The 26,133-nt window shown below is 59.2% G+C and carries 28 protein-coding genes; 13 read left to right on the top strand and 15 right to left on the bottom strand.

Annotation, left to right across the window (positions count from 1 at the left end; genetic code table 11):
* Positions 1 to 216: 216 nt before the first annotated feature.
* The 4 genes from ACR0KX_RS14675 to lepA all read right to left on the bottom strand — a co-directional run bounded on the left by ACR0KX_RS14675 (position 217) and on the right by lepA (position 4,428).
* The gene (locus tag ACR0KX_RS14675) at positions 217 to 666 is read right to left on the bottom strand and encodes a hypothetical protein (RefSeq protein ID WP_170623666.1); all 450 of its coding nucleotides are present in this window, start codon (positions 664 to 666) and stop codon (positions 217 to 219) included.
* A gap of 129 nt (positions 667 to 795) precedes the next feature.
* Positions 796 to 1,116 carry a hypothetical protein gene (locus ACR0KX_RS14670; protein WP_170623668.1) on the bottom strand — a complete coding sequence of 107 codons (321 nt, stop codon included), beginning with the start codon at positions 1,114 to 1,116 and terminating at the stop codon, positions 796 to 798.
* A 111-nt stretch (positions 1,117 to 1,227) separates the two neighbouring features.
* Positions 1,228 to 2,625 carry a hypothetical protein gene (locus ACR0KX_RS14665; protein WP_170623670.1) on the bottom strand — a complete coding sequence of 466 codons (1,398 nt, stop codon included), beginning with the start codon at positions 2,623 to 2,625 and terminating at the stop codon, positions 1,228 to 1,230.
* A gap of 3 nt (positions 2,626 to 2,628) precedes the next feature.
* Entirely contained in the window at positions 2,629 to 4,428 is a 1,800-nt protein-coding gene (lepA, locus tag ACR0KX_RS14660; RefSeq protein ID WP_170623672.1) for a translation elongation factor 4, read from the bottom strand.
* A gap of 88 nt (positions 4,429 to 4,516) precedes the next feature.
* Between lepA and ACR0KX_RS14655 the strand changes: the two genes are divergently transcribed.
* From ACR0KX_RS14655 to ACR0KX_RS14640, 4 genes are all read left to right on the top strand, one after another.
* Positions 4,517 to 5,272, top strand: coding sequence for a hypothetical protein (locus ACR0KX_RS14655; RefSeq protein ID WP_170623674.1), 756 nt, complete (start codon positions 4,517 to 4,519; stop codon positions 5,270 to 5,272).
* Between the two features lie 89 nt (positions 5,273 to 5,361).
* Positions 5,362 to 5,655 carry a hypothetical protein gene (locus tag ACR0KX_RS14650; protein WP_170454117.1) on the top strand — a complete coding sequence of 98 codons (294 nt, stop codon included), beginning with the start codon at positions 5,362 to 5,364 and terminating at the stop codon, positions 5,653 to 5,655.
* Between the two features lie 164 nt (positions 5,656 to 5,819).
* On the top strand, positions 5,820 to 6,128 hold the full coding sequence (locus ACR0KX_RS14645; protein WP_170454119.1) for a hypothetical protein: 309 nt from the start codon (positions 5,820 to 5,822) through the stop codon (positions 6,126 to 6,128).
* Positions 6,129 to 6,192: 64 nt separating this feature from the next.
* Complete coding sequence (locus ACR0KX_RS14640; protein ID WP_170454121.1) at positions 6,193 to 7,146, top strand: LysR family transcriptional regulator; 954 nt, start codon at positions 6,193 to 6,195, stop codon at positions 7,144 to 7,146.
* Here the strand turns inward: ACR0KX_RS14640 and ACR0KX_RS14635 are convergent.
* A complete protein-coding gene (locus ACR0KX_RS14635; protein WP_170520681.1) occupies positions 7,143 to 7,586 on the bottom strand; it encodes a low molecular weight protein-tyrosine-phosphatase in 444 nt (147 codons plus the stop codon). The two genes, ACR0KX_RS14640 and ACR0KX_RS14635, sit on opposite strands and share 4 nt — an antisense overlap.
* A gap of 28 nt (positions 7,587 to 7,614) precedes the next feature.
* Between ACR0KX_RS14635 and ACR0KX_RS14630 the strand changes: the two genes are divergently transcribed.
* Entirely contained in the window at positions 7,615 to 8,307 is a 693-nt protein-coding gene (locus ACR0KX_RS14630) for an NAD-dependent deacylase (RefSeq protein WP_170520679.1), read from the top strand.
* A gap of 45 nt (positions 8,308 to 8,352) precedes the next feature.
* The gene (locus ACR0KX_RS14625) at positions 8,353 to 8,961 is read left to right on the top strand and encodes a DUF308 domain-containing protein (protein WP_170623676.1); all 609 of its coding nucleotides are present in this window, start codon (positions 8,353 to 8,355) and stop codon (positions 8,959 to 8,961) included.
* 102 nt (positions 8,962 to 9,063) lie between these two features.
* Here ACR0KX_RS14625 and ACR0KX_RS14620 read toward each other — a convergent pair whose 3' ends face one another.
* The 5 genes from ACR0KX_RS14620 to meaB all read right to left on the bottom strand — a co-directional run bounded on the left by ACR0KX_RS14620 (position 9,064) and on the right by meaB (position 13,101).
* Positions 9,064 to 9,555 (bottom strand): copper chaperone PCu(A)C, encoded by a 492-nt coding sequence (locus ACR0KX_RS14620; protein ID WP_170454129.1) that lies wholly within the window; start codon positions 9,553 to 9,555, stop codon positions 9,064 to 9,066.
* A gap of 43 nt (positions 9,556 to 9,598) precedes the next feature.
* Positions 9,599 to 9,949, bottom strand: coding sequence for a hypothetical protein (locus ACR0KX_RS14615; protein ID WP_170454131.1), 351 nt, complete (start codon positions 9,947 to 9,949; stop codon positions 9,599 to 9,601).
* A 406-nt stretch (positions 9,950 to 10,355) separates the two neighbouring features.
* Positions 10,356 to 10,643 carry a 50S ribosomal protein L28 gene (gene rpmB / locus ACR0KX_RS14610; RefSeq protein ID WP_170454133.1) on the bottom strand — a complete coding sequence of 96 codons (288 nt, stop codon included), beginning with the start codon at positions 10,641 to 10,643 and terminating at the stop codon, positions 10,356 to 10,358.
* A 191-nt stretch (positions 10,644 to 10,834) separates the two neighbouring features.
* Positions 10,835 to 11,968, bottom strand: coding sequence for a Hint domain-containing protein (locus ACR0KX_RS14605; RefSeq protein WP_170623678.1), 1,134 nt, complete (start codon positions 11,966 to 11,968; stop codon positions 10,835 to 10,837).
* 155 nt (positions 11,969 to 12,123) lie between these two features.
* Positions 12,124 to 13,101: a methylmalonyl Co-A mutase-associated GTPase MeaB gene (gene meaB, locus ACR0KX_RS14600; protein ID WP_170454137.1), complete on the bottom strand. Its 978-nt coding sequence runs from the start codon at positions 13,099 to 13,101 to the stop codon at positions 12,124 to 12,126.
* A gap of 123 nt (positions 13,102 to 13,224) precedes the next feature.
* Between meaB and hrpB the strand changes: the two genes are divergently transcribed.
* From hrpB to ACR0KX_RS14585, 3 genes are all read left to right on the top strand, one after another.
* Positions 13,225 to 15,687, top strand: a complete 2,463-nt coding sequence (hrpB, locus tag ACR0KX_RS14595; protein ID WP_170623680.1) for an ATP-dependent helicase HrpB — start codon at positions 13,225 to 13,227, stop codon at positions 15,685 to 15,687.
* Positions 15,688 to 15,841: 154 nt separating this feature from the next.
* Entirely contained in the window at positions 15,842 to 16,318 is a 477-nt protein-coding gene (locus tag ACR0KX_RS14590) for an NUDIX hydrolase (RefSeq protein ID WP_170454141.1), read from the top strand.
* 72 nt (positions 16,319 to 16,390) lie between these two features.
* A complete protein-coding gene (locus ACR0KX_RS14585) occupies positions 16,391 to 17,869 on the top strand; it encodes an inorganic phosphate transporter (RefSeq protein WP_170623682.1) in 1,479 nt (492 codons plus the stop codon).
* Positions 17,870 to 17,880: 11 nt separating this feature from the next.
* Here the strand turns inward: ACR0KX_RS14585 and ACR0KX_RS14580 are convergent, their stop codons facing one another.
* Positions 17,881 to 18,855, bottom strand: a complete 975-nt coding sequence (locus ACR0KX_RS14580; RefSeq protein ID WP_480708546.1) for a 2-dehydropantoate 2-reductase — start codon at positions 18,853 to 18,855, stop codon at positions 17,881 to 17,883.
* Positions 18,856 to 18,923: 68 nt separating this feature from the next.
* Positions 18,924 to 19,892, bottom strand: coding sequence for a pirin family protein (locus ACR0KX_RS14575; RefSeq protein ID WP_170623686.1), 969 nt, complete (start codon positions 19,890 to 19,892; stop codon positions 18,924 to 18,926).
* A 285-nt stretch (positions 19,893 to 20,177) separates the two neighbouring features.
* On the opposite strand from ACR0KX_RS14575, the gene ACR0KX_RS14570 reads away from it, so the two are divergent.
* Positions 20,178 to 20,666 carry a peptidase associated/transthyretin-like domain-containing protein gene (locus ACR0KX_RS14570; protein WP_170623688.1) on the top strand — a complete coding sequence of 163 codons (489 nt, stop codon included), beginning with the start codon at positions 20,178 to 20,180 and terminating at the stop codon, positions 20,664 to 20,666.
* 3 nt (positions 20,667 to 20,669) lie between these two features.
* On the top strand, positions 20,670 to 21,269 hold the full coding sequence (locus tag ACR0KX_RS14565) for a ferric reductase-like transmembrane domain-containing protein (protein WP_170623690.1): 600 nt from the start codon (positions 20,670 to 20,672) through the stop codon (positions 21,267 to 21,269).
* Here the strand turns inward: ACR0KX_RS14565 and argF are convergent.
* On the bottom strand, positions 21,266 to 22,192 hold the full coding sequence (argF, locus tag ACR0KX_RS14560; protein ID WP_170623692.1) for an ornithine carbamoyltransferase: 927 nt from the start codon (positions 22,190 to 22,192) through the stop codon (positions 21,266 to 21,268). The two genes, ACR0KX_RS14565 and argF, sit on opposite strands and share 4 nt — an antisense overlap.
* 75 nt (positions 22,193 to 22,267) lie before the next feature.
* Positions 22,268 to 23,455 (bottom strand): aspartate aminotransferase family protein, encoded by a 1,188-nt coding sequence (locus tag ACR0KX_RS14555; protein WP_170623694.1) that lies wholly within the window; start codon positions 23,453 to 23,455, stop codon positions 22,268 to 22,270.
* 293 nt (positions 23,456 to 23,748) lie between these two features.
* Between ACR0KX_RS14555 and ACR0KX_RS14550 the strand changes: the two genes are divergently transcribed.
* On the top strand, positions 23,749 to 24,639 hold the full coding sequence (locus tag ACR0KX_RS14550) for a DMT family transporter (protein ID WP_480708545.1): 891 nt from the start codon (positions 23,749 to 23,751) through the stop codon (positions 24,637 to 24,639).
* Here the strand turns inward: ACR0KX_RS14550 and ACR0KX_RS14545 are convergent.
* Positions 24,621 to 25,424, bottom strand: coding sequence for an ABC transporter permease (locus ACR0KX_RS14545; protein ID WP_480626868.1), 804 nt, complete (start codon positions 25,422 to 25,424; stop codon positions 24,621 to 24,623). The two genes, ACR0KX_RS14550 and ACR0KX_RS14545, sit on opposite strands and share 19 nt — an antisense overlap.
* Positions 25,425 to 25,552: 128 nt before the next feature.
* Here ACR0KX_RS14545 and ACR0KX_RS14540 point away from each other — a divergent pair, with 128 nt between their 5' ends.
* The gene (locus tag ACR0KX_RS14540; protein ID WP_170454159.1) at positions 25,553 to 26,128 is read left to right on the top strand and encodes a GcrA family cell cycle regulator; all 576 of its coding nucleotides are present in this window, start codon (positions 25,553 to 25,555) and stop codon (positions 26,126 to 26,128) included.
* Positions 26,129 to 26,133 lie beyond the last annotated feature (5 nt).

Below are 26,133 nucleotides of genomic sequence, written 5' to 3'. Positions count from 1 at the left end.
TCGAAACACCGGACGCAGGCCCAAAAATCACCCGATGCTGCAGGTGCGAACTTGAAAACAGACGGTCACGCAGCCGAATCCACCCCAAAACCGCCCCGAATCGAACGACTCGGGGCCGTTGATCTGAGAAGCGTTCCGACCTGACCTTAGCTACCTATTACAGGCCGCCGGAATGGACGGCAGGTACCCCCTACATGCGATCAGGCCGGAAACGCTTCAGTTCACCTGTCGTTCCAGAACGGTGCTGTAGGTCGTTCCGGTCCGCAGGCTACGGAAATCCGCATAGATCCTGCCATCCTCATAGCGCGCATCGATCAGCGCGTTCACTCCGACGGCTGGCTCGGCCGAGCTTTCGACGATCCCGATCTTGCCCGAGCCGTCCTGACTGATCGAACCGGTCGCCTCATACAGCGTCCAGTCATCCATCGCATTGCGCCGCCACATGCTGGGCCCCCAGAACACGTTGTCCTGCTGCGTCTGGATCTCCAGCACCCATTCCGACTGGTTGAACCGAGGCGCATCGCCCGTGGCCGCGTTCGACGGCGACACGGTGGTCTGGCTGGCCGTCCAGGTGCCGCGCAGATCGGGCGTGGTTTGGGCAGCCGCGCTGCCAAGGGCGAGGGTCGAGGCCAAAGCGGCCGCTCCGGCAGTCATATATCTGGTCATGGTCTCTCCTCCGTCAGATCGTGGCCGTCACTGGCCTTGTCGAACAGATTGGGAGGGGGAGAGGAGGTTACAACTTACCTAAAGGAAACTTAACGGCAGGTTCAGCTTGGCGTTATATGACGCGCGCTCTCAGGCCCAGGCCAGCGCGGTGCCGAGGATGACAAGGCTGATGCCAAACACCTCACGATACGAGAAATTCTCGCCGAACAGGAAATATGAGGCGACGGCGATCAGGATGACCTCAGCCCCCAGAATGCCGGTGTAGATGATCCCCAACCGCTCCTCGCGCAGCGCGGCAAGCTCCAGCGTCGCGCCCGCCAATAACGTGGCGACGATCAACAGGCCGAGGCCAACGCCGGGGATTTTCCACCAGAACTTCATCGCGATCATGGCAACGGAATAGAGACCAGCCGATCCAAGCGCGATGAGGGGAATTATGGATGTCGACATTATAGCCTCCTCCGGAGAGTTTCCTACACAAAAAAATGGCAGGAGGAGACGTTTCGCGCTGCGAGGTTGGTCACCTCGATCGGGTGATTGGCGTAAAGGCCGAACGTTTTGTCACGACAGATTCAAGAGAATTGAAGCCGTAACGCCCAAAACAATGCCGATTGTCGAAAAAGGTACGCGGCGAAAAACTCTGAAAAATTGAACAGATTTGAACCAATGGGCAAACACCCAATAAATTATAAAAAACAGCAAAACCAAATAAATCAAGGAGACTGACAAAATTGTCGTACCTAGCATCGCCATCAACGGAACTTTAGCCGAAAACCCATCATGGAGTTGCTCTATCATCGAAAAATAACTCCGCTGAACACCAGATGCATTCAACGCAACAACTTCACAGTCTTCTAAACTACCAGTACCAAAAGCGCCATCGATATCAACAATTTGACTATCATAACAAATTGACCTTCCGACATAAGGTTTAAAAGTCAAACGACCAAGAAAATCTCGAAAATATATGCTATAAGCTTCAATTTTATTTATTTTCTCAATATCAAAAACCGTGAAGAGGACCTCGTTAGGGGCGTACTCCAAATTGAAGTCAGTCAGTCTTCCCGTATTCAAAGCCCCTCTCGCAGAAACTCTGAGAGAAAAATTAGGAAAAGCGAGATCAATTTCTTCAACTTTCTCGCGCGCACCCTCCAAGCTCATATGAAGGGTTTCAACTGTTTTTCGATCCTTTCCAATAAAACCCTCCACATAGACATCACTTACGAGGATCAATTGGTCAATTGGGAAGAGGGCGTCGAAACTACCTATTCTTTGTGCCTCGAAAGTTAGAAAAGAATTTCTTTCCTTTTGTTCACCACTCTCTTCGACGACACTCAAGATATGATAGGCGCTGTCTTTCCTAGTTGGATTCTTCTTTATTTCATAAACTAATTCAACTTGAGTATTATTGAGATCTTTTTCCAAGAAATACGCTGGTAAAAGAAACGCAACCTTTACAGACGCTATTCCTATTATCGTAAATATCACCAGCGCAACCGTAATATTTATGTATATAGCGTACACTAAGTTTCTGGTTGAGTAGTTGTTCGATAAAAATTTCAAAATGGATCGAGTAATACTCAAGCAAAAAACATCGATTGGGATGTTTGCCATCACAGCGGTGAGAATTAATAGACGCTGAAACGGATCTGAGAGATCAAAGAATGGTTGCTCTCCAGATTGAAGAAACACAACAAAAGTACCCATAAGCACAATTGAAACCACTGTGGATTTCAACAAGAATTGAGGTGAAAATGGATGCCCCCTCAGAAACCTGACAAAAAAAGAAAAATATGTAACCCGGAGCAATGTAGGCAGGTCTACAATTTCATCAACCTTACTATCATCTTGACCTTTACGCTCTGACACTAAAGCGCGGTCTAAAAATGTCCCAATCGCCAGAAAAAATACTACTGGAACGGAATATGCTGCAAAATCAATACCACTAGTGTCGAGCAAAACTCACCCATCCATCTTAAGCGCCGAAATAAACGCCTCCTGAGGTATATCAACTTTTCCAAACTGGCGCATCTTTTTCTTCCCCGCCTTCTGCTTGTCCAGCAGCTTACGTTTCCGCGTGGCGTCGCCTCCGTAGCACTTCGCGGTCACGTCCTTGCGTAGGGCCGAGAGGGTCTCGCGGGCGATGACCTTGCCTCCGATGGCGGCCTGGATCGGGATTTTGAACATGTGGCGCGGGATCAGGTCCTTGAGCTTTTCGCACATCGCCCGGCCCCGCATCTCGGCCCGGTCGCGGTGAACCATGGTTGACAGGGCGTCAACGGGTTCGTCATTCACCAGCACCGACATCTTGACCAGATTATCCTCGGTATAACCGGTCATCTGGTAGTCAAAGCTGGCGTAACCTTTTGTTACCGATTTCAGGCGATCATAGAAGTCGAACACAACTTCATTGAGGGGAAGGTCGTACACAACCATCGCGCGGGTGCCCGCATAGGTCAGGTCCAGCTGGATGCCCCGGCGGTCCTGGCAGAGTTTCAGCACGTCGCCAAGATATTCGTCAGGCACCAGAATGGTCGCCTTGATGCGCGGTTCCTCGATATGGTCAACCTTGGACGGGTCGGGCATGTCGGCGGGGTTGTGCAGCTCGATCGTTTCGCCGTCCTTCATGTAGACGTGATAGATCACCGAGGGCGCTGTGGTGATGAGCTCAATATCATATTCGCGTTCGATGCGGTCGCGGATGACCTCAAGGTGCAGAAGGCCAAGGAAGCCGCAGCGGAAGCCAAAGCCCAGTGCAGCCGAGGTTTCCATTTCGAACGAGAACGAGGCGTCGTTCAGGGCCAGTTTGTCGATGGCGTCACGCAGGTCTTCGAATTCAGAGCTGTCGACGGGGAAGAGGCCACAGAACACCACCGGCTGCGCGGGTTTGAAGCCGTCCAGCGCAACTTCGGTGCCGTTGCGATCATTGGTGATCGTGTCGCCGACGCGGGTGTCGCGGACCTGTTTGATGGATGCCGTCAGAAACCCGATCTCACCGGGGCCTAAGGACTCAACCATCTCCATCTCGGGCCGGAACACGCCGACGCGGTCGACGTGATGCAGGGTGCCGTTCGACATGAACTTGACCCGCATGCCCTTTTTCAGCGTGCCGTCCATGATGCGGACCAGAACGATCACGCCCAGATAGGCGTCGTACCACGAATCCACCAGCATCGCCTTGAGCGGCGCGTCCAGATTGCCCTGCGGCGCGGGCAGTTGGGTGACGATGGCCTCGAGCGTCTCGTGGATGCCCTGCCCCGTCTTGGCGCTGACCTGAATGGCGTCAGTGGCGTCGATGCCAATCACATCCTCGATCTGTTCGGCCACGCGGTCACAATCAGAGGCTGGCAGGTCGATCTTGTTCAGCACCGGCACGATCTCATGATCGGCGTCGATGGCCTGATACACATTCGCCAGCGTCTGCGCCTCGACCCCTTGGGTCGAGTCCACGACCAGCAGCGACCCCTCGACCGCGCGCATGGACCGGCTGACCTCATAGGCAAAGTCCACATGGCCGGGGGTGTCGATCAGGTTCAGCACGTATGCCTCGCCATTATCGGCGGTATAGTCGATGCGAACCGTGTTGGCCTTGATGGTGATGCCGCGCTCGCGCTCGATATCCATGCTGTCGAGCAACTGCTCCTTCATGTCGCGATCCTTGACCGTCCCGGTCTCTTGGATGAGCCGGTCAGCAAGGGTGGATTTGCCATGGTCGATATGCGCGACGATGGAGAAATTGCGGATATGAGCGAGGTCTGTCATGGGTTGGGGATATGTAGAGGAATCGTGGGTTGGTCAAGGCGTCATGTTAGCCGAAACCTAGCAAGCTATCCGGAAAAATGGGGGGCCAATGATTGCATTTGATGACCTAGTTTTTCAGCAAGCAAGGACTGTCGCGAGCAGAGAGAGTTTGCGAGCGCTGGGTCTGTTCAGCGCACCAACCGGCTCGGATGCTTTTGGTGAAAACGAACTCGATACTTGGCTACTCGTTGTACTGCGTTCGCTGATCAATTGTGTCGCGGGGGATGAAGATTCTGCGCTCTTCGCTCTGGATCACATGAGACGACATAGAAAGGCTACTAAGCGTGCGCCAGATAAAGAGGCAATTGTTGATCTGAAATCCATAGCCTCAGTAGCTGAAGAAGTTTTATTGGGCATTTGTGCGCCGGGCTTCAGCGTCAATACCGATCAAGATGACTCGGTCGTCGCACTCGCTGACGGAATTTCGTCGGTGTTACCCGGCTCAATAGGTTGGAAATCTCTTCGCTATAGTAACAACGAACTTATCCAGTTTGTGCCTCCAGCGGATCTCGATTTTAGGATTCCACTCTGGGCCAACGATGACGCAACAGCAGAAGAGCCAGATCAATGGATACTCTCCAACCAACCTCAAACCGCACCGCTACTAAGCTATTGGAGCTACGATGAGAAAATATGGGCCTTTTGGCAAACTTGGTATCGAGGATTTGTAGATGGCTCGCCAGTTGATGTGGCACTCCAACGCCGGATAGCTCAGATTCACGATACAATTTGGAAAACGGGCCCAAAGCGGTTGCAGACGAAATCGAACGCATTCAGGCTCAGCTCCGGGTCGAGAGCGCACTAGAAAGTCTCAAGGGCAGCTTCAAAGTTCAGACCTCTGCACGCCATGGCATAGGAGGGAACAACCCTCCTGAGAGCATTCAAGACAAGCATTTGTCTAGTGCTGTCACACTGATTTGGGATGCGGAGAAAAAACTCTCGAAGGCTTTGGAGCAGGAAAATCCTGCTCGCGAGTGGATCGAAGCCATTCTGGATAAACTAAAATCCGGGTTGACTAGTCTTCTCAAATGGTGCGCGAGGAAGGTCAATTTGGCTGTTGGCACCGCAATCGTGGTTGGAACCACCAAGGGCGCAACGGTCGTTGTGGATGCCTACATTGCAAAACATCCAGAGAAACTCGAAGCCTTGATTGAAGCCATCGAACGGTGGCTACCATTCCTATCCTAACGGGTGCCGGGCTGAAGCCCGGCCTACGGGGTGAGGTGTCTTCGGCTCGTGCAATCACTTTTTCGATCCACCCAATTGATCCGCTCCCCACTTTGATTCATACTCCGCCGCAGACCGAGAGGGGCACAAGACCCGTCCGGGCAGGCAAAAAACGAGGCTCGAGTATGAAACAGTTCCTCTTAATCGCATTTTGTGCGACGTCGCTGACGGCGGTTGCTCCGACTGTGGATGCATCGCAGATCAAACGGGCATGTCTGGCGTCAGATCGTCAGGCGGCGACGCGGGATCGGTGCAGTTGCATTCAACGCGTGGCGGATCAGGCGTTGACGCGCAGCGATCAGAAAACCGTCTCGAAATGGTTCGAAGACCCCCATCAGGCGCAGGAATTGAAGATGTCGCGCACGGCGCGCGATGATGCGTTGTGGGATCGGTATCAGAACTTCGGCCAAATGGCGCAGGCAATCTGCAGCTAAGCGCTTCCCCTTCTTGACCTGACGCCCGCTGCCCCTCAGAAAAGGCGCAGCGAAAGGACGTTGCATGGTAATGAAAGGGTTGACCCTGCGCGGTCTCGAAGTGTTCGAGGCGTTGGCGCGGACGGGATCGGTGGCGCAAGCGGCCGAGATCACGGGGCTCAGCCAGCCTTCGGTCAGCCAGCAGTTGCGCAATCTGGAAAAGGCTCTGGGCACCGATCTGGTGGATCACGGGCGGCGGCCCATGCGCTTGACGCAGGCCGGGCGCAGCTTCCTGTCGCGGGCCGAAGCGGTTCTGGCCGAGCTGCAAATGGCGCAAAGCGAACTGACCGTGATGGATTTGGGGCATCTGACCACGCTATCCATCGGGTTGATCGACGATTTCGACAATGACCTGACACCACGGCTGGCCACCTTGCTGGCCGACAGCCTGACCCGGTCGAAATTCAAGCTGATCACCCTGCCCAGTCTGGACCTGTTTGCCGAGCTGGACGCGCAGCGACTGCATCTGGCGGTCTCGGCCCATAGCGGCGAAGTGCTGGAAGGTGTGGTCGAATACCCCCTGGTTCAGGATCCGTTCATTCTGGTGGCCCCTAACGGCGCAGGCTCAGCGGATGCCGTTGTGCAGGAGCTGCCATTCCTGCGCTATGCGCGCGAGCAACTGATCAGCCGCCAGATCGAAAGCCATGTGGCCCGACAGCAGATGGAATTCGAGGAACGGTTCGAGATCGGCTCGCATCTGGCGCTGATGGCCATGGTCGCGCGGGGGTTGGGCTGGGCGATCACGACACCGCTGGGCTATATGCGCGCGACGCGGTTCCATGATGATCTGCAGGCCCATCCCTGCCCGTTTGGCGCGTTTTCCCGAACAATCTCGCTGTTCACGCGGACAGACTGGTCCGATCAGGTTCCGCAAGAGGTCGCCGGGATGATGCGGCGTCTGATGCAAAGCCAGATCATCGATCCCGCCATGGCGAAACTGCCGTGGTTGAGCGGTCAGTTGAAGGTGATGGACGGCTAATCGCCCAAATGGTCCAAAAGGCCGTCAACCGCGACCTCGATCAAATCCAAAGCCCCGTCGAAATCCCGCGTGTAGTAAGGGTCAGGCACTTGATCCGCCCCTGTCTGCGGTGCGAATTCGGTCAGCAGCCGCACAGGGGTTTCATTTCCTGAAGGACGTAGGGCTTCAATATCGGCGATATTGTTCGCGTCCATCCCTACGATCAGATCGAACCGGTCAAAATCTTCGGCCACGAATTGGCGCGCGCGCAGATCGCTCAGGTCGATGTTGCGCGCGCGGGCGGTCTCTTGCATCGGGCCATAAGGCGGACTGCCGATATGCCAGCGCGAGGTTCCGGCACTGTCGGACTTGTACTGAGGGGCACGGGCGCGAAACACGCCTTCGGCCGCAGGGGACCGGCAGATATTGCCCAGACAGACAAAGAGGATACGGTGTGTCATAACTCATCTCTTAACGCGCCGAGGACATATGGAAAAGATCGTCATTCTGACCGGGGCCGGTATTTCCGCCGAAAGCGGTCTCAGCACGTTTCGCGACGAAGATGGGTTGTGGGCGCAGCACCGGATTGAAGATGTCGCAACGCCCGAAGCTTTTGCCCGCAATCCGGCCTTGGTTCAGGGGTTCTACAACGCTCGCCGTGTTCAAGCCGCGCAGGTGCAGCCCAACGCAGCCCATCACGCTCTGGCCCGGCTACAGTGGGACTGGCCCGGCGAGGTCGTGATCGTGACGCAGAACGTCGACAGCCTGCATGAGGCCGGAGGGGCCGAGGGCGTCATCCACATGCACGGCCTTTTGGCTGGCGCGCTGTGCGCCTCTTGCGGACATCGCTGGACCGCGCCGCCCGAGATGGCCGTGACCGAGCCCTGCCCGGCCTGCAACGCCCCTGCCGCGCGGCCCGATGTGGTCTGGTTCGGTGAGATGCCCTATCACATGGATGACATCTTCGGCCATCTGGCGACAGCCTCGATCTTTGCCACAATCGGAACATCCGGCCAGGTCTATCCCGCCGCTGCTTTTGCGAGCGAGGCACAGGCATTCGGGGCGCATACGATCGAGATCAATCTCGAACCCACAGACAACAGCTTTGATGACAGGCTGGTCGGCAAGGCAACCGAAACTGTGCCGCTATGGGTTGATCGGCTGTTACAGGCCAAGACATAACAAACCATCTATAAGCGGACCACATAACCAAAGCGAGACCACGTCATGACAGACCAAGATCCCCGAACCGGTGAAATCATGGACGAAGGCAGCATGGCGGACCGCGACATGCTGAGCGCGCAATTGGCCAGCCTGTGGTGGACCTTTCTGCTGCGCGGGGTGCTGGCCGGGGCTGTGGGCATCGCCGCCCTGTTCTGGCCCTCGGGCAGTATCGCCTTGTTGCTGAGGCTGGTGGGGGCGTTGCTGATCCTGGATGGCGCGTTGACATTGTTCGGTGTTGGGCGTCGGGGGCTGCTGGGCGGGGCCGCCATTGGCGGTGTTCTGATCGGTCTGATCCTGATGATCTGGCCCGAAGGCACCGTCAAACTGGCGTTTTTCCTGTTGGGGGCTTGGGCGCTTATCATCGGCATCGGTTCATTGGCGGCAGCCGGTCAGATGCACGAACGCGACCCACAGCGCGGCTCGATGCGCGGGTCGGGGTTTGCTGCACTGATTGTCGGGTTGGTGTTGATGATCTGGCCCGCCATTGCGCTCGTGGCGCTGGGATGGGCCATCGCGTTCTCGGCCCTGGCCATTTCAGCCGTCATGGTCTGGCTGGCGATACGTTTTCGCAATGCCAAAAGTCGCGTGGGACTAAAGACGGTGAACCGCTGAACACATACTCACCGACACCGGCCAAAAACGACAACAGGCCGGGCATCGCCCGGCCTGTCGCATGGATGACGGCCGCAGAGCGGCCCGAAGACAGGCGAAGTCTTAGTTCGACTCCGATCCGTGCTCGTGCTTATGTTCGTGGCCGTGCTTATCCTGCCGCTCCAGATCGACCGGAACCTCGATCACAATCTCGCCCGCTTGTTCGAAAACCAGCGTGACCGGAACCGTCGCGCCCTGTTCGAACGGCTCTTTCAGACCCATGAACATGACGTGGTCACCACCACGTTTCAGCATGTGCGTTTCACCCGCCGGGATGACAAAGCCCTCCTCGACATGGATCATCTGGGCGACCCCGTCATCGTTGATCTTGTGCGTATGCAGTTCGACCCGGGCCGATACATCCGAAGTGACACTGACCAGACGATCATCCGTGTCGCCGGTGTTCTTGATCATCATGAACGCCGCCCCCGCCTTGGCGGCCTTGCCTGCAGACCGGGCGTAGGCGTCGTCGACAACAATTGTGCCCTCGGCAAGGGCAGGACCAGCCAGAATGGCGGTTGCAAGGGCAGCAAACAGAGTGGTTTTGAGGGACATCTTACGTCTCCTTTTTCTCGCGATTTGAGTTTTTTGGAAAAAGTCAGACGATCGAAGGAGGCGCGCGCGCCGGTGTTTGCGGAACAGGCGGTGCAATCAGGCTTTCTGAGGCCCGCAAAAGGGGCGGCATTTCGGGCAACGGGGCTTGGGGCAATGACGGTTGCGCAATCGCAACCGCCCCCAGCAGCGTCAGCGCATAGTCGGGACAATAGTGCGGGGGGGCCGTCGGTTGCCCGTTCTCGTCCATGTAAACGACAACCGGCCCGTTTCCGGTGCACAGCACCATCTGACCCACAGCCTTGTCCACGCCGCGCGAGACGGCGACACCCTGCCCGGTCAGAACCACAAACAGGGAAAGCACAATGGGGAACAGGCTATGAACAGCAGATCTCATCCTGATCCGCATATAATTCACAGAACGAAAACGCTTCAAGCGCCAAAGGGTCGCGCTTGAAGCGGATTTTAGTAGTCCAGCCCGGGCCGTTTGACGGTGCCCTTGGTCAGGCTGGTGTGGGAATGATTCACCCGGCGTTGCATACGGGTACAAGCCAAGTATGCCTTTTTGAAAACACTGGTAAGCAACAGAAAAATATAGAAACTTTTAAATGACATCGGACGGCCCCCGCCAGAAGAATACATCAACGGTACGTCGCGCCCGCCTGACTGTATGTGAACTAGTTCACGGTTTGGTGATTTTATTTCCAAATCGTCAACAATAGCACCACGCCAGAGCACCCCTAACACAGAAAAACCCCGCACCAGACTGGTACGGGGTCAAGAATGCTTGGCAGTGGAAGCAATCAGGCCGAGGCTTGTGCCTTGGCGATTTCCTTCTTCACTTTCAGCGCGTTCGCCGACAGATCTTCGTCCTTGGCTTTGGCCAGGAACGCGTCCAGACCACCGCGGTGGTCAACCGAACGCAGAGCAGCAGCCGAGATGCGCAGCTTGACGCCACGGCCCAGAGCTTCGGACTGCAGGGTGACGTCGTTCAGGTTCGGCAGGAAACGACGCTTGGTTTTGTTGTTGGCGTGGCTGACATTGTTGCCAGTCATCGGGCCTTTTCCGGTCAGTTCGCAACGGCGCGACATGGTTTCTTCCTTTGTTTCTGGAGGCCGGGCAAAATGCCTGCGGCCAAATCACAAGGGGCGCAACCCGAAGTCGCGCCCGAAAACTGGTTGGATGCGTGTAGTGGGAATCGCAGGAAGGGTCAAGACAGCCAGCACGAATTCTTTGCACTATGTCGGCAGGCATTGCCCGGCCCCAAGAACCTGTATCGGGATCAAGGGCGCTGCAACAGGGGTTTGTTGTTTTTCAGATGCCGTGCCACCAGTTTCATCTGATGCCGCCCCTTGGGCACAAAGCGCGCCAGATCCGACTGGTGGTTTATGTCCGCCAGTTCCGGGAATATCCCGAAAATCTCGGCCCGCGCGTCGCGGCTGAGGGATTTCAGCGCCTCGGGGCCGGTGAAAAGGCTTTCGGTCGGTGCGCCTTCGGCTTCGATGATTTCATGCCGGTCGAAGAGAAGGTGAAAATACTCAACCTCCTGCACCTCTTGGTCCACAAAAATACCGGGCAGCGCAGTCAGTTTGATCGCGGGGATCAAAACCTCGGCCGCGCCAAACATCCGTTGGGCGATCTCGGACTGCACCAGCATCCTGTGTTGCCGCGACACCAAAAGGTCCCGGTCCGGCACCCCTTGCCCCAAGGCACCGGCCAATATCCGAACCGGACGCAGCTTGGGGTCACGCTCCATCGCCGCCAGGTCGAACCGCCTTCTGCCCGCCCAGCGGATAGCCTGCAGACCATTGCCAATGGTAAGAACCATGTCACTGGTCGTCAGGGTTTGAATGGGGCGGTTCCCCTGATCCGTCCGGATCAGGGTATCGCGAGTGAAACAGGGAAACCCGGCCCCGTTTTCGAACGCCGTATAGGTGACCGTCGTGCCCGATGGCAGCGTAAACGATCCGCTGGACAGGGAGTAACTGGTCCCCGCCACAACCGTGATCGTCCCGAATGTGCTGTCATTGATCACCGTGCCTTCCGGCAGGTTCAGCGTATCGGTGCCCCCGCCGCCATCAATCGAACCCGAGACGGTTGAACTTTGAAAGTCCAGCGTGTCGTTGCCATTGCCCAGATTGATGTTCGAGATGTCCGATCCGCGCACAACGACGGTATCGGCCCCGCCTCCGCCGCCCACGGTTCCCACGGTACTGCCGGTGACTGTGATGTCGTCATCACCGCCCCCACCGCCTACGATGCCAACAACCGTGCTGTTGGTGACCGTTATCTCGTCATCACCGCGTCGGCCGCGAACGTTGTCAATCGGCGTTCCCTGCGGCGTGCCGTTCAACGTCCCGTTGTCATCGGTGACGTCGATTATGTCATTGCCATTGGTGCCGCGAATATTGGGCATGGTCGGCAGTTCCCGTCTGTCAGCTTAGCACCAGACAAAACCGCCGGGGCCAAGACCGTTTAAAATCAATGTAAAAAGCAACGTATCAACACATTGCGTTCAGACTACACCGACAACCGGTCCCTAGCCAAGCGTTGCGCGCAAGGGCGGCCGGGTCAGTCCGCCGCCAGGGCGGTCAGCATCTGCCGCGCCGCAACCGAGGGGCTGAGCGTGCCTGCGCCGACCTCAGTGCTCAGCCGGTCCATTTCGGCGCGGGCCGAGGGCGTGTCCAGCCGGGCCAGCAGGGCATGCCGAACCTCCTGATCGAACCAGTACCGCGCTTGCGTTGCCCGGCTTGCGGCCCAATACCCCTTGTCGCGTCGCCATTGGCTAAGGGCCTGCATCTCGTCCCAAGCCTGATCCAGCCCATGTTCTTCAACCGCAGAAACGGTCATGGCCTTGGGAAACCCCTCGGGGTCCTGAGGTCGTTTTCGCAGCAGCCGCAGGGCCCCTGCATAATCGGCGCAGGTGCGCGTTGCCGTGGCCTTCAGATCGCCATCCGCCTTGTTGACCAGAATGATATCCGCCATCTCCATGATGCCGCGCTTGACGCCCTGCAACTCGTCCCCGCCAGCCGGGGCCAGCAGCAGCAGGAACAGATCAGACAGTTCGGAGACCACCGTCTCGGACTGACCGACGCCGACGGTTTCGATCAGCACAACGTCATTCCCTGCCGCCTCGCACAGCGCAATGGCTTCGCGGGTGCGACGCGCGACGCCGCCCAGATGACTTTGACTGGGTGAGGGGCGGATGAACGCGTTTGGCTCGCGGCTCAGGCGTTCCATCCGGGTCTTGTCGCCCAGAATCGAGCCACCCGACCGGGCCGAACTGGGATCTACCGCCAGAACCGCGACGCGCAGACCCTGACTGATCAGCATCATGCCGAAGCTTTCGATAAACGTGGATTTGCCGACACCCGGTGTGCCTGACAGACCAATCCGCAGCGATTGGCGGCCAGATTTGGCGAGGTAGGCCAAAAGCTCGGACGCCTGTGCCCGGTGATCGGCCCGGATGCTTTCGACCAGAGTAATCGCACGCGCCAAAGCACGGCGTTCGCCCTGCAAAATCCTCTCACCCAGTTCAGCAATATCCATGCGTGCGACCCTTTTGGAATTTTGCCCTAAATGAAGGGTCGGAACCCTGTTTGTCCAGAGCACTTATGCGTGGTTCCCGCCGGGCCTTCTGGACCTTGCCGCAAGCTTTGGCGATAAGGCGACATGACCCGACTGCCTATCGATGACGCCCTGCCCGAACTGCTCTCGGCCCTGACCGACCATCGCCGTGCGGTGTTGCAGGCTCCACCGGGCGAGGGGAAAACCACGCGCGTGCCGCTGGCCATGCTGCAGGCCGGGCTGTGCGACGGCAGGATCGTGATGCTGGAACCCCGCCGACTGGCCGCGCGTGCCGCCGCCGAACGGATGGCCGAAACGCTGGGCGAGCGCGCGGGCCAAACCGTCGGTTACCGCGTGCGCGGCGATGCCAAGGTCTCAAAACAGACGCGGATCGAGGTCGTTACCGAAGGCATTCTGACCCGGATGCTGCAATCCGACCCGGACCTGCCCGGGGTCGGAGCCGTGATCTTCGATGAGTTCCACGAACGCTCGTTGAATGCCGATCTGGGTCTGGCGCTGTGTCTTGAGGTTGCAGGGGCGCTGCGTGACGATCTTATACTGGTGGCCATGTCCGCAACACTGGATGCCGAGCCCGTCGGGCAGTTGATGGACGCCCCGCTGGTCACATCCGAAGGGCGCAGCTATCCGGTCGAAACTCGGTGGCTGGATCGGCCTTTGGGCACCCAAGCCCGCCGTTTGGATGCGCTGTGCGATCTGGTTGAAACCGCAGTGCACGAGACTCGCTCAATAGGCGGCGGCGTGCTGGTCTTTTTACCCGGCGAGGGGGAAATCCGGCGGGCCGAGGCAACGCTGGCGCGACGCTTGCCGAAGGATTGTGTTCTGAGACCCCTGTTCGGTGCCCTGCCCTTTGCCGCCCAGCGCGCGGCCATCGCTCCGGTTGAAAACGGGCGCAAAATCGTACTGGCCACCTCAATCGCCGAAACATCGCTGACGATTCCCGATATTCGCGTGGTCGTGGACATGGGACAGGCGCGCCGGGCACGGTTCGATCCGGGCTCGGGCATGTCGCGTCTGGTAACCGAGCGGGTCACGCGGGCCGAAACAACCCAACGCATGGGCCGCGCCGGGCGTGTGACCGAAGGCGTCTGCTACCGGCTGTGGTCCAAGGGGGAAGAGGGCGCGCTGGCCGCCTACCCACCTGCCGAAATCGAGTCGGCAGACCTGACGGGATTGGCTTTGGAGCTGTCCCTTTGGGGTGCGGACCCTGGCGATCTGGCCTTTCTGACGCCGCCGCCCGAAGGCGCGTTGACCGAGGCCAGAGCCCTGCTTGGTATGTTGAATGCCATCGACGGCAAAGGACGGATCACCGATCACGGGCGTCATCTGGCGGCTCTGCCTTTGCATCCGCGTCTGGGGCATATGCTGGTAAGCGCCGGGGCTCAGGCCGCGCCGCTTGCTGCCTTGCTGGCCGAGCGGGACCCGCTGCGTGGCGCTCCGGTCGATTTGGCGTTGCGGCTGGATGCAATGAAAGACCTGCGCGCATTTCAAAGGGGGAAGCCCTGGCAGGTGAACGTGAGTGCGCTGGACCGGATCAAGGCCGAGGCAAAACGCCTGCGGGCCGTCGCCCCACCCCAGACCGAAACCCAAAGCCCCGCCGCGATGGCGGCCTTGGCCTATCCCGACAGGATTGGACAGCGACGCAAGGGCGATGCGCCGCGATATGTGTTGTCAGGAGGCAAAGGGGTTATTCTGGAAAACGACGACACACTGGCCGAAGCCCCCTATCTAGTTGCGCTAGACACCGACGGAAACCCGCGCGAGGCACGGGTTCGGATGGCAGTTCAGATCTCGGAACGTGAGATTCGCGATCAATTCGGCGATCAGATCCGTTGGGTCGACAGTTGCGTCTGGTCCAAACGGGATCGTCGCGTCGTCGCCAGACGGCAGGAGCAATTCGGCGCGATCACGCTTGGGGATCGTATCTGGAAGGACGTGCCTGAGGACGCGGTAGCTGAGGCCATGCTGGACGGCGTGCGTGATCTGGGGCTGCGCCTGGACGGAGCCGCCGCGCGCCTTGCCGCGCGGGTGGAACTGGTGCGCGCGGACGGGGTCGATTTGCCCGATTTCTCGGTGGACGGCTTGATGAACGCGCTTGAGGATTGGCTGCTGCCGATGCTCACCGGCGTCCGCTCGGCCGAAGACTGGAAACGGTTTGACCTGTTGCCCGCCCTGCGCGCCCGTCTGGACTGGACGCAAACGCAGGAACTGGACCGGCGCGCGCCGGGTTCATTTGTCACGCCTTTGGGTCGTAAAGTTCCCATTGATTACAGTGGCGCAGCCCCGGAAATTGCGGTGCGCCTTCAGGAGCTTTTTGGGGTTACTCAGCACCCGGTAGTTGGGGGCACACCGTTGAAGATCACCCTGCTGTCTCCGGCACAGCGGCCCATTCAGATCACCCGCGACCTGCCCGGTTTCTGGGCCGGGTCCTACGCGGACGTGCGCAAGGACATGCGCGCGCAATACCCGAAACACCCCTGGCCCGAAGACCCAACGCAGGCCGATCCGACCCTGCGCGCCAAACGCAGGCAGGGTCAGTCGAAAGGCTGAACCAGCCCGATGCACGGCTATACCCCACAAAAAGTCACATATTTCCGCCAAAACAGGCTAAAATTCACCGAAACTTTACGATTTCATTGAAATTACCTGACGTAATTGTTACCTCAGCCGCTCTGAAAGACCGGGGCTTTTTTAGACTGTGCCAATGACACACTGGTTTCGAAACATCTGGGAAGAGGTCGCAAGACCCCTGTTCCTGCGCCCGCGTCGGGTGCAGTTCGCAGCCATGTGCACACGTCAGACCGAAACCGGGATGGAAATTTTGCTGATCACCAGCCGCGACACCGGTCGCTGGGTCATCCCCAAAGGCTGGCCCATCGATGGGCTGGACGGGGCGGAAACGGCTGCGCAGGAAGCGTGGGAAGAGGCTGGTGTCCGGTCCGAGGCGGTCCGGAAAGAGCCGGTCGGTCACTACACCTATGACAAGATCCTCAAAGACGGGTCTGCACAACCGGTTCTGACCACGGTCTACCATGTCACCGTCGCAGAATTGTCCGAGGATTTCCCCGAAGCCGATCAGCGCACCCGCAACTGGGTCTCGCCCGAAACGGCGGCTACGTTGGTTGCCGAGCCGGAATTGCAGTCATTGCTTGCCAAATGTAACGAGATTGCAAAAATTTGATGACAGACACGTTGCCCTGCTGTCCGTAAACCGATAGCGGCCTGTGATCGCATAGATGATCTGATCGAGCCCATGTCGAATACACAATCCAAAGCCCGCTGGCAGTCGCTGGACACTGACCTCCACCGTATTTCGCGCGTCGAAACCGCGAACTCTCATGTCGCGCGCCCGCTGCTGGGACCTGGTCTGGCATTGGCCTTCATGGCATTGGCCGGACTGACCGCCGCAGTCTTTTTCGGGCGCTTCGACGGGGGCTTGATCGTCGTCGCTGCGGCAGCCTTTGGCGCGTATATGGCGATCAATATCGGCGCAAACGACGTGGCCAACAACATGGGGCCTGCGGTCGGGGCCAACGCGCTGACCATGGGCGGAGCAATTGCCATCGCCGCTATCGCCGAAAGCGCTGGCGCGCTGCTGGCAGGGGGCGATGTGGTCTCGACCATATCCAAGGGCATCATCGACCCGATGTCGGTGCAGAACAGCAATGTCTTTATCTGGGCCATGATGGCCGCGCTGATCTCATCTGCGATGTGGGTCAATCTGGCCACATGGGTCGGTGCGCCGGTTTCGACCACCCATTCGGTTGTCGGCGGGGTGATGGGCGCCGGTATCGCAGCCGCAGGGATGAGCGCCGTGAACTGGAGCACCATGAGCGCGATTGCCGCAAGCTGGGTGATCTCTCCGGTTCTGGGCGGGTTGATCGCGGCCGCCTTTCTGGCGCTGATCAAAGCCAAAATCCAATATCAGGACGACAAGATCGCCGCCGCCCGCCGCTGGGTACCTATCCTTGTGGCGCTGATGGCCGGTGCGTTTGCCACCTATCTGGCCGTCAAGGGCCTGAAACGGATCATCAAGATCGAACCGGAGACCGCCTTGCTGATCGGCTTGGCCACTGGTGCGCTGGCCTGGTCGGTCACCGTGCCATGGGTCAAACGAAAATCCGAAGGGCTTGAGAACCGCACGCGGTCCCTGAAAACCCTGTTCGGCCTGCCGCTAGTGATCTCTGCCACGTTTCTGAGCTTTGCGCATGGGGCAAATGACGTGGCCAACGCTGTTGGCCCCTTGGCCGCGATTGTACACGCGGCAGAGTTCGGTGATTTCGCCGCCAAGGTCTCTATCCCGATCTGGGTCATGGTCATCGGCGCGTTCGGGATTTCCTTTGGTCTGTTCCTGTTCGGCCCGAAACTGATCCGGATGGTTGGCAGCCAAATCACCAAGCTGAACCCGATGCGCGCCTTTTGCGTGGCCCTCTCTGCCGCGATCACGGTTATCGTTGCAAGCTGGCTGGGCTTACCGGTCAGTTCGACCCACATCGCGGTGGGTGCCGTGTTCGGTGTTGGGTTCTACCGCGAATGGCACTCGGACCGACGCTGGAAACAGTCGAACCTGCAACGCCCCAGCGAAAAGCGACTGGCGCGCGAAGAACACCAAAGGCGCAAGCTGGTGCGGCGGTCGCATTTCATGACCATTGTTGCCGCGTGGGTCGTCACCGTACCGGCAGCGGCGACCATGTCTGCGTTGATCTTCTGGGTCTTGACAGCCTTCGCGTGAGGCCAGAGCCGTCAGGGCCGGATTTGATCCGGTGTCAGCCGGGTCGAAGGCTGTTGCAGGATCAGGTCTGAAACGCGCGTGCAAATCGGTGTCGGCACCCCGGTTTTCTGACCCAGACGCATGATCTCACCCTGCAGCGAGTCGATTTCCGTCGCCCGACCCTCCATCAGGTCATAGGCCATCGAGGTTCGCGCCGCCGGATCGATGGTCAGCATTTTTGACGCGATGCGGGTGAACAGAGGCGTCGGCAGGCGCAGAACGTGCGGCGTCATCCCGGCAGGCAACGGGGTGGTCGAGGCAACTGGCTGGCCCGCCGCTTTCAGAACGGCCAAAGCCTCGGCCATCTGGTCGGCCATCAGACACCGCCAGTTGCGATCCGTCAATTGATCCACCAGCGTCAAACCTGACAGCGCATTCAGGGCGTTGTTGAGGTTGATAACCAGTTTGCCCCACTGAACCGCCTCGATCCGGTCGCTTTCCGAGACGGGCAGGTCCGGGCTGCTCAGCCGTGTGGCCAAACCGCCGGGGCCGTCTTCGATAACAATGTCGCCCGAGGTTGCCCGGTGATAGGCCCCCGGATCGGTCGGCACCACGTTGAAGGGCACCATCCCGGCGCGAACGTCAAAACCGGGCAGGATGTCTTTCATGACCCGAGCGTTCTCCATCCCGTTTTGCCAGGACAGGACGGGGATGTATTGTGCAGCGTTCGACGCAATCAACTCGGCCATTTGGGACGTGGCTCCGGATTTCACGGTCACGATGACAAGCTCGGCCTCGCCCAGACATGCGGGGTCTTCACTCAACACAAGGGCCTCAGCCGACACAGTGCGGCGCAGCCCGGTGAAATCGGTGACTGTCAGACCGTCCTTCCGGATCGGGTCCAGCACGCGCGCGCGCCCCAGCAAAGTGACCTCATGCCCCGAGGCGGCAAGCAAAGCCCCGCAATAGCACCCGATACTGCCAGCGCCTGCGACGACAATTTTCATGGCGATCCCTCCGTTCAGGGAAAGATCACAGCGTTGCGGGGGCAGGACAACCCTGCCGCCGTATGACGTCACGTTCGACGCGCGAGCCTTGGTTTTGTGCGTTGCAGATCCTCGGAAATCGGAATGAACTCCTGATCGTCACCGGGCGGCAGGTGAAAGGCGCCGTTGGCCCAATCAGCCGTCTTCCATTCCCGCGTCGCTGTTTCGATCTTTTCCTTCGAAGAAGAGACGAAATTCCACCAGATGTAACGATCTTCATTCAATGTCGCGCCACCCAGAAGCATCAGCCGCGCGCCCAAAGGCCCTGCCTTGACGGACAGCTTGTCACCGGGGCGAAAGACCATCATGCGCCCGGCCTCGAACGCATCGCCCGCGATCTCAACCGAACCTTCGGTGACATAGACGCCGCGGTCCTCGTGGTCGTCGGGCAGAGGGAAGGACGCGCCGGGATCAAGCTGGACATCCAGATAGAAGGTCTCGGACATCATGGTCACCGGGCTTGTTTCGCCGTAGGCCGAGCCAAGGATCAGCCGCGCGGTGACGCCGGTATCTTGAATATAAGGCAGCGCACCCTGTTTGTGATGTTCGAAATCCGGGGCCATATCCTCATGCTGTTCCGGCAGCGCGATCCAGGTCTGAATGCCAAACAGGCTGTTTCTTTTGCCGCGCGTTTCGTCGCTTGTGCGCTCGGAATGCGTCACCCCGCGCCCGGCGACCATCCAGTTAACCTCGCCGGGGTAGATCATCTGATGGGTGCCAAGGCTGTCGCGGTGTTCGAACTCGCCCTTATACAGGTAGGTGACAGTGCCCAGACCGATATGCGGATGCGGCCGCACGTCGATGCCGCCTTCGGTGATGAATTCCGCCGGGCCCATCTGGTCGAAGAAGATAAACGGGCCTACAAGCTGTCGCTGAACCGATGGCAGGGCGCGACGCACCTCGAACCCGCCCAGATCGCGCGCGCGCGGGATGATCAGAGTATCCAGCGCCGGGTTTTCGGACACGCATTCGGGATTGTGGGTCGGATTCCAACTCATTTTTCTTCTCCCTCAAAAAGCGGCCACTGCACCGCATTGTGTTCATGGGTGCGAATATATACCGCAAAACAAGTAGGGAAAGCGCACGAGCGCACAGTGTGCGTGCAAACCGATGCCGAAGCGGCCGCCTCGGCCCAACCACTCACGCAGGCGTGAGGGGAATCCTGCCGAATACTAAAGGGTAGAAACTCGGAATCCGGCTTGGGTGTGCTATCTTTAGCCATCGATTGCGCCTGAATGGTTGGATCACACAAGGTCGCCGCAGGATCGATAGGAGCGTTATTCATGACCCGTATACTGATGACTCGTCGAACCCTTATCGCAACGGGTGCAGCAGCTGCGGTCGGCGTTGTAGCCCTACGCCCAAACCCCGCGCGCGCAGCAGGTCTTGCCCCCACGCCATCGATGCGAGGCGGGTCGAACAATTACCGCCCCGGCGCGCCGATCGTCGAACGGATTGGCGGCGGCGGCTTCTGGATGACCGGAACCGTGCGGCGCGCTGGTGACGGGGCACCCCTGGCCGGTCAGCGCATCCAGATCTGGGCACATACCACCGAAGGGCACGAGCGCGATCCGCACAGCCATGGGGCAACCCTGACCGACGCCAATGGTGAATTCCGGCTGGAAATGCCGCAGATCGTGCCAGCCTTTGGTCAGCCACACGGGCATCTGGCCTATGACAGTGGTGAATTCGAAACCGTGTTCCTGCGTCCGGTCATGTCCAGTGCAAGGGACAAAACCCTTGCGGCGCATTTCGTCCTTCAGCCCGTCTGAAGCGTGATCCGCAGCTTGGCAATCTGGGGGGCGCTGACGGCTGCCTTGCTTGTTCCGCTGATTGCAGCGGCGTCCAGCCCGTATCTGCAATGGCGTGACCCCATCTACATTACCGCCGGGTTCGCGGGTGTTCTGAGCATGGGTCTTCTGTTGCTGCAACCACTTCTGGCAGCCAAAGACCTGCCGGGACTATCGCCCGTGACCAGCCGGCGCTTGCATCGTGCGGTTGGAATAATGCTGGTCTTGGCCATCCTGACCCACGTAATCGGGTTATGGATCACAAGCCCGCCGGATGTCGTAGATGCCCTTCTCTTTACATCGCCAACCCCGTTTTCGGCATGGGGCGTGATTGCGATGTGGGCCGCATTTGGGGCCGCAGTTCTGGGCATCTGCTGGGCGCGCCTGAACCTGCGGTTTCGCCTGTGGCGGTTGAGTCATACGGGGCTGGCGATGATTACCATTCTGGGCAGCGTGATCCACGCCATGCTGATCGAAGGCACGATGGAGATCATGACCAAGACCGCTTTATGCGTTCTGGTGGTACTGGCGAGCGCCCGGGCGCTCACCAAATTACGGGTGTGGGATGCCAGACGGCGGGCTTAGACGCCGAGGCACCACCGCATGATCGACTTCTGCGCATGCAGGCGATTTTCAGCCTCGTCAAAAATGACCGAGTTCGGGCCGTCCATCACCTCGGACGTGACCTCTTCTTCCCGATGCGCGGGCAGGCAATGCATGAACAACGCGTCAGGCTTGGCATGCGACATAAGCTCGGCATTGACCTGATAGGGGCGCAGCAGGTTGTGGCGGCGTTCCTTGGCCGATTGAGAATCGTGCATCGACACCCATGTATCGGCAACGATCAGATCCGCGCCTTCGACCGCTTTGTACGGGTCCCGTTCCACCACGATCTTCGAGCCTTTCTGGCGGGCGAACCCCATGAACTCTTGCTCGGGATCGAACTGCGCGGGGCCAGTGAAGGTCAGGTCAAACCCGAACTGACCGGCAGCGTGCAGAAACGAGGCGCAGACATTGTTGCCGTCCCCGGTCCAGACCACCTTTTTGCCTTTGATCGGGCCGCCATGTTCCTCAAACGTCAACACGTCGGCCATGATCTGGCAGGGATGGGTACGGTCGGTCAGACCGTTGATGACGGGCACATCCGAGTATTCGGCCATTTCCGTCAGGATCGTTTCGTCGAAAGTCCGGATCATAATCATATCGACATAGCGCGACAGGACGCGGGCGGTGTCGGCGATGGTTTCGCCATGACCCAGCTGCATATCCTTGCCCGACAACACCATGGTCTGCCCGCCCATCTGCCGGACACCTACATCAAAGGACACGCGCGTCCGGGTCGATGGTTTTTCGAAGATCAGGGCGACCATGCGATCCTTGAGCGGTTGTTCGTCGTCCAATGCTGCCTTGGGGCGGCCCAGACGGGCCTGTTTCATTGCTGCGGCCTGATCGATCATGGCCCGCAGGTCACCCTGATCGGTCATGTGGATATCAAGGAAATGGTTCATATCGTTTCGCTTTTGGCTGAGCGGCGAGTGGGGGCCAGCCCCCACACCCCCGGAGTATTTGGGAAAAGATGAAGATCAGGCAGTGGCAAGTTGGCCTTCGACCTGCGCGGCGGCTTTGTCCAGGCGGATGACAGCCTGCGCGATGTCGTCTTCAGTCAGCGTCAGAGGCGGCAGCAGGCGGATCACGTTATCGGCGGCAGGCACGGTGATAACCTGATTGTCGTAGCCTGCATTCACCACGTCCAGATTGGTCGCCTTGCATTTCAGCCCCAGCATCAGGCCAGAGCCGCGGACCTCTTCAAAGACGTCCGGATGATCGGCGATCAAACCTTCGAGTTTCTGGCGCAGCAGGCCCGCCTTACGGTTAACGCCTTCCAGAAATTCAGGGGTTGCGACGTGATCGATCACCGCGCATCCGACGGCGCAGCCCAGCGGGTTGCCGCCATAGGTCGAGCCGTGGGTGCCTGCGGTCATGCCGCTGGCGGCCTCTTCCGTGGCCAGCACCGCGCCCAACGGGAAGCCGCCACCGATGCCTTTGGCAACCATCATGATATCGGGCGTGATCCCCGCCCATTCATGGGCGAAGAGTTTCCCGGTGCGCCCGACGCCGCATTGGACCTCGTCCATGATCAGCAGAAGCCCGTGTTCGTCGCAGATCTGGCGCAGGGCTTTGAGTTCCGCGTCGGGGACCGGGCGGATACCGCCCTCGCCCTGAACCGGCTCGATCATGATTGCGGCTGTCTTTTCGGTGATCGCATCGGTCACGCCATCCAGATCACCGAAAGTCAGGTGGACAAAGCCGGGCAACAGCGGGCCAAAGCCCTTTGTCATCTTCTCGGACCCCGCCGCCGCGATCCCGGCCGAGGAGCGACCGTGGAAAGAGCCATCGAAGGTGATGATCTCGACCCGGTCCGGCTGGCCTTTGTCATAGAAATACTTGCGGGCCATTTTCACGGCCAGTTCGCAGGCCTCGGTCCCGGAATTTGTGAAGAAAACCGTGTCGGCAAAGGTATGCTCGACCAGCTTGTCGGCCAGCGCTTGTTGCTGCGGGATGTGATACAGGTTCGAGACATGCCATAGCGCCTGTGCCTGCTCGGTCAGGGCGTTGACCAAAACCGGATGCGCGTGGCCCAGCGCGTTTACCGCGATCCCCGCGCCGAGATCCAGAAAACGTCGGCCATCCGCCTCGGTCAGCCAGGCGCCTTCGCCCTTCACAAAGGTCAGGGGCGCACGGTTATAGGTCGGCAGAACGGACGGGATCATCGGATCATCCTTTTCGGGTAGGTTAAGCCCTGTGGTTGATACACAAGAGCCATGGTCGTCAACTGATTTGGTGGGGTTTGCACGGATTTACAGCGCGCAATTGGATCAAACGGGCCGGTTACGCTGTGCGGCGTCGGCGTCGGAGGCGCAGGATATGTGCTGTTTTGATCATGGCCGGTCGTATAGCGGGATGTGTCGGATCTGAAAACCCCGAATCTGCGCTGATACCCGGAAGGCATAAGGCGCGGGATTTCCCACTTGCCATTTCCCCGGATGTAACGCACCGCTTGGACATGACACCCACACCCCAGAACCCGCCGCTTGCGGCTTTGCTGATCTTTGTCGCAAGCGCCCTGATCGCCGCCACGACGCTGTTGGCCAAGGCGTTGGGCACTGACACTTTGGGCCCGCCCTTGCACCCGATGCAAATCAGCCATGGGCGGTTTCTGTTCGCGTTTCTGGTGATCATCAGCGCCGTCGCCGCGCTACGCCCCAGGCTTCGGCGGCCGCATTGGGGGTTGCACATTGGTCGCACCAGTTTTGGCTGGTTGGGGATCACGCTGATGTTTGCCTCGGTCGCTTACATCCCAATAGCGGATGCCACCGCGATCTCTTTCCTCAACCCCGTCTTTGCGATGGTTCTGGCCATCCCGCTGTTGAAGGAAGGTGTTGGGCCGTGGCGCTGGCTGGCCGCTGCGGTGGCCCTGACTGGGGCGCTTATTCTGCTGCGCCCGACGCCTGCAAGCTTTCAGCCCGCTGCACTATTGGCGCTGACGGCGGCGGCGGTTATCGGGATGGAGCTGATCTTCATCAAAAAGCTCGCGGGCCGGGAAATTCCGATCCAGATTCTGCTGGTGAACAACTCGATGGGACTGGCCATTGCGACGATCGCCGTGGTCGCCGTGTGGCAGCCGCCTACACCTGCCCAATGGGCCGCGCTGGCTGGTATCGGAGGGTTGATGGCCTGCGCTCAGGCGTGTTTCGTCAATGGAATGGCGCGGGCGGATGCGTCATTTGTCGCCCCGATCAGCTATGCAACGCTGATCTTTGCTGCGCTTTACGATTTCGCGATCTTCGACGTGATCCCCGATGTCGTCAGCGTCATCGGATCCTCGGTCATCCTGACCGGGGCACTGATCCTGGTCTGGCGTGAAACGCGGCAGCGTCAGGCCTTGAGCCGGTAACCGGTGCGCAGCATCTGCCAGGTGGCGCAACAGACGATCAACGTGGCCAACCCACACACCGCAAACCCCAAAACAGGTGCGCTGTCCGAGACTCCGATCATGCCGTATCGCAACCCGTCGATCAGATAGAACACCGGGTTTACATGGCTGATCCGGTTCAGAAGCGGCGGCAGCGCCTCGACCGAGTAGAACGTGCCCGACAAGAACGCCAGCGGGGTCACAATGAAGTTCGTGATCGCCGCCATCTGGTCGAACTTGTTGGCGAATATCCCGGCCAAAAGCCCCAGGGCCCCCATGAATGCGCCGCCCATGATAACAAAGATCAACGCGACCAGCGGGTGTTGCGGCACGATCCCCAACACCAAAGCCAGCGCAGCCGCAACGACACAGGCGATCAGCACGCCGCGCGCGATACCGCCTGCCAGATAGCCCAGAAGGATCTCCAAAGGAGAGAGCGGCGGCATCAGAGTGTCGACGATATTACCCTGTACCTTCGAGATCACCATCGACGAGGACGTATTGGCAAAGGCATTCTGGATCACCGTCATCATCATGATGCCCGGGGCCAGAAAGGTCAGAAACGGCACACCCATGACGTCCGACCGGCTGGGGCCGATGGCGATGTTGAAGATCAGCAGAAACAGACCGGCGGTCACCAAGGGCGCCAGCAAGGTTTGTGTCCAGACCGCCAGAAAGCGCAGCGTTTCGCGTTGCGCCAGCGTATAAAGACCCATCCAGTTGACCGGACCAAACCGTGGTTCACTCTGCTCTGCGGGGCTCTGCATCATCTGACCTCAATCCGATTCGAAGACTGCTTGTAACTCGGGGCGCAGTGATTAGAATAGGGGGCTGACACGAATTCCCAAGGCGGCCCGAATCCGGGGCCGCTTTCCCGTTTTTTGAAAGGCAACCCATGTCCTGGACCGACGAGCGCGTAGAACTGCTGAAAAAGATGTGGGGCGAGGGCCAGTCGGCCAGTCAGATCGCCAAGGAACTGGGCGGTGTGACGCGCAACGCGGTGATCGGCAAGGTGCATCGTCTGGGCCTGTCGAACCGGGCAACCGGTGCCAGCCCGGCGAAATCCGAACCCAAGGAAAAACCGGCACCCGCACCCAAGGCCGAGGCCAAGCCCAAGCCTGCGCCCAAAACCGAACCGGCGCGCCCGGCCCCTGCCCCGGCGGCAGAAGCCAAACCAGCGGTCCCGGCCCGTCGTCAGATCATCCCTGCCGGTCAGCCATTGCCGCCGCAGCCCTCGGCCAACGAAATCAGCCCCGAGGCGCTGGCTAAGGTCAACGAGGTTGAGAAGAAGGCCAAGAAGCTGACGCTGATGGAGTTGACCGAGAAGACCTGCAAATGGCCCGTCGGTGACCCCGCGACCGATGATTTCTGGTTCTGCGGCCTGCCCGTTGAGGCTGGCAAACCCTATTGCGAGGCACATGTGGGTGTGGCCTTCCAGCCCATGAGCTCGCGCCGGGACCGTCGCCGCTAAATCCG

The organism is Ruegeria sp. BG5 (genome assembly GCF_056538425.1).
Note: the sequence above shows the minus strand (reverse complement) of the source record. Positions and strands in the feature narration are given on the sequence as shown.

Coding starts and splice junctions, on each gene's coding strand:
- ACR0KX_RS14675 (WP_170623666.1), bottom strand. CDS start 666: ATGACCAGATATATGACTGCCGGAGCGGCCGCTTTGGCCTCGACCCTC.
- ACR0KX_RS14670 (WP_170623668.1), bottom strand. CDS start 1,116: ATGTCGACATCCATAATTCCCCTCATCGCGCTTGGATCGGCTGGTCTC.
- lepA (WP_170623672.1), bottom strand. CDS start 4,428: ATGACAGACCTCGCTCATATCCGCAATTTCTCCATCGTCGCGCATATC.
- ACR0KX_RS14655 (WP_170623674.1), top strand. CDS start 4,517: ATGATTGCATTTGATGACCTAGTTTTTCAGCAAGCAAGGACTGTCGCG.
- ACR0KX_RS14645 (WP_170454119.1), top strand. CDS start 5,820: ATGAAACAGTTCCTCTTAATCGCATTTTGTGCGACGTCGCTGACGGCG.
- ACR0KX_RS14640 (WP_170454121.1), top strand. CDS start 6,193: ATGGTAATGAAAGGGTTGACCCTGCGCGGTCTCGAAGTGTTCGAGGCG.
- ACR0KX_RS14635 (WP_170520681.1), bottom strand. CDS start 7,586: ATGACACACCGTATCCTCTTTGTCTGTCTGGGCAATATCTGCCGGTCC.
- ACR0KX_RS14630 (WP_170520679.1), top strand. CDS start 7,615: ATGGAAAAGATCGTCATTCTGACCGGGGCCGGTATTTCCGCCGAAAGC.
- ACR0KX_RS14625 (WP_170623676.1), top strand. CDS start 8,353: ATGACAGACCAAGATCCCCGAACCGGTGAAATCATGGACGAAGGCAGC.
- ACR0KX_RS14620 (WP_170454129.1), bottom strand. CDS start 9,555: ATGTCCCTCAAAACCACTCTGTTTGCTGCCCTTGCAACCGCCATTCTG.
- ACR0KX_RS14615 (WP_170454131.1), bottom strand. CDS start 9,949: ATGAGATCTGCTGTTCATAGCCTGTTCCCCATTGTGCTTTCCCTGTTT.
- rpmB (WP_170454133.1), bottom strand. CDS start 10,643: ATGTCGCGCCGTTGCGAACTGACCGGAAAAGGCCCGATGACTGGCAAC.
- ACR0KX_RS14605 (WP_170623678.1), bottom strand. CDS start 11,968: ATGCCCAATATTCGCGGCACCAATGGCAATGACATAATCGACGTCACC.
- meaB (WP_170454137.1), bottom strand. CDS start 13,101: ATGGATATTGCTGAACTGGGTGAGAGGATTTTGCAGGGCGAACGCCGT.
- hrpB (WP_170623680.1), top strand. CDS start 13,225: ATGACCCGACTGCCTATCGATGACGCCCTGCCCGAACTGCTCTCGGCC.
- ACR0KX_RS14590 (WP_170454141.1), top strand. CDS start 15,842: ATGACACACTGGTTTCGAAACATCTGGGAAGAGGTCGCAAGACCCCTG.
- ACR0KX_RS14585 (WP_170623682.1), top strand. CDS start 16,391: ATGTCGAATACACAATCCAAAGCCCGCTGGCAGTCGCTGGACACTGAC.
- ACR0KX_RS14580 (WP_480708546.1), bottom strand. CDS start 18,855: ATGAAAATTGTCGTCGCAGGCGCTGGCAGTATCGGGTGCTATTGCGGG.
- ACR0KX_RS14575 (WP_170623686.1), bottom strand. CDS start 19,892: ATGAGTTGGAATCCGACCCACAATCCCGAATGCGTGTCCGAAAACCCG.
- ACR0KX_RS14570 (WP_170623688.1), top strand. CDS start 20,178: ATGACCCGTATACTGATGACTCGTCGAACCCTTATCGCAACGGGTGCA.
- argF (WP_170623692.1), bottom strand. CDS start 22,192: ATGAACCATTTCCTTGATATCCACATGACCGATCAGGGTGACCTGCGG.
- ACR0KX_RS14555 (WP_170623694.1), bottom strand. CDS start 23,455: ATGATCCCGTCCGTTCTGCCGACCTATAACCGTGCGCCCCTGACCTTT.
- ACR0KX_RS14550 (WP_480708545.1), top strand. CDS start 23,749: ATGACACCCACACCCCAGAACCCGCCGCTTGCGGCTTTGCTGATCTTT.
- ACR0KX_RS14545 (WP_480626868.1), bottom strand. CDS start 25,424: ATGCAGAGCCCCGCAGAGCAGAGTGAACCACGGTTTGGTCCGGTCAAC.
- ACR0KX_RS14540 (WP_170454159.1), top strand. CDS start 25,553: ATGTCCTGGACCGACGAGCGCGTAGAACTGCTGAAAAAGATGTGGGGC.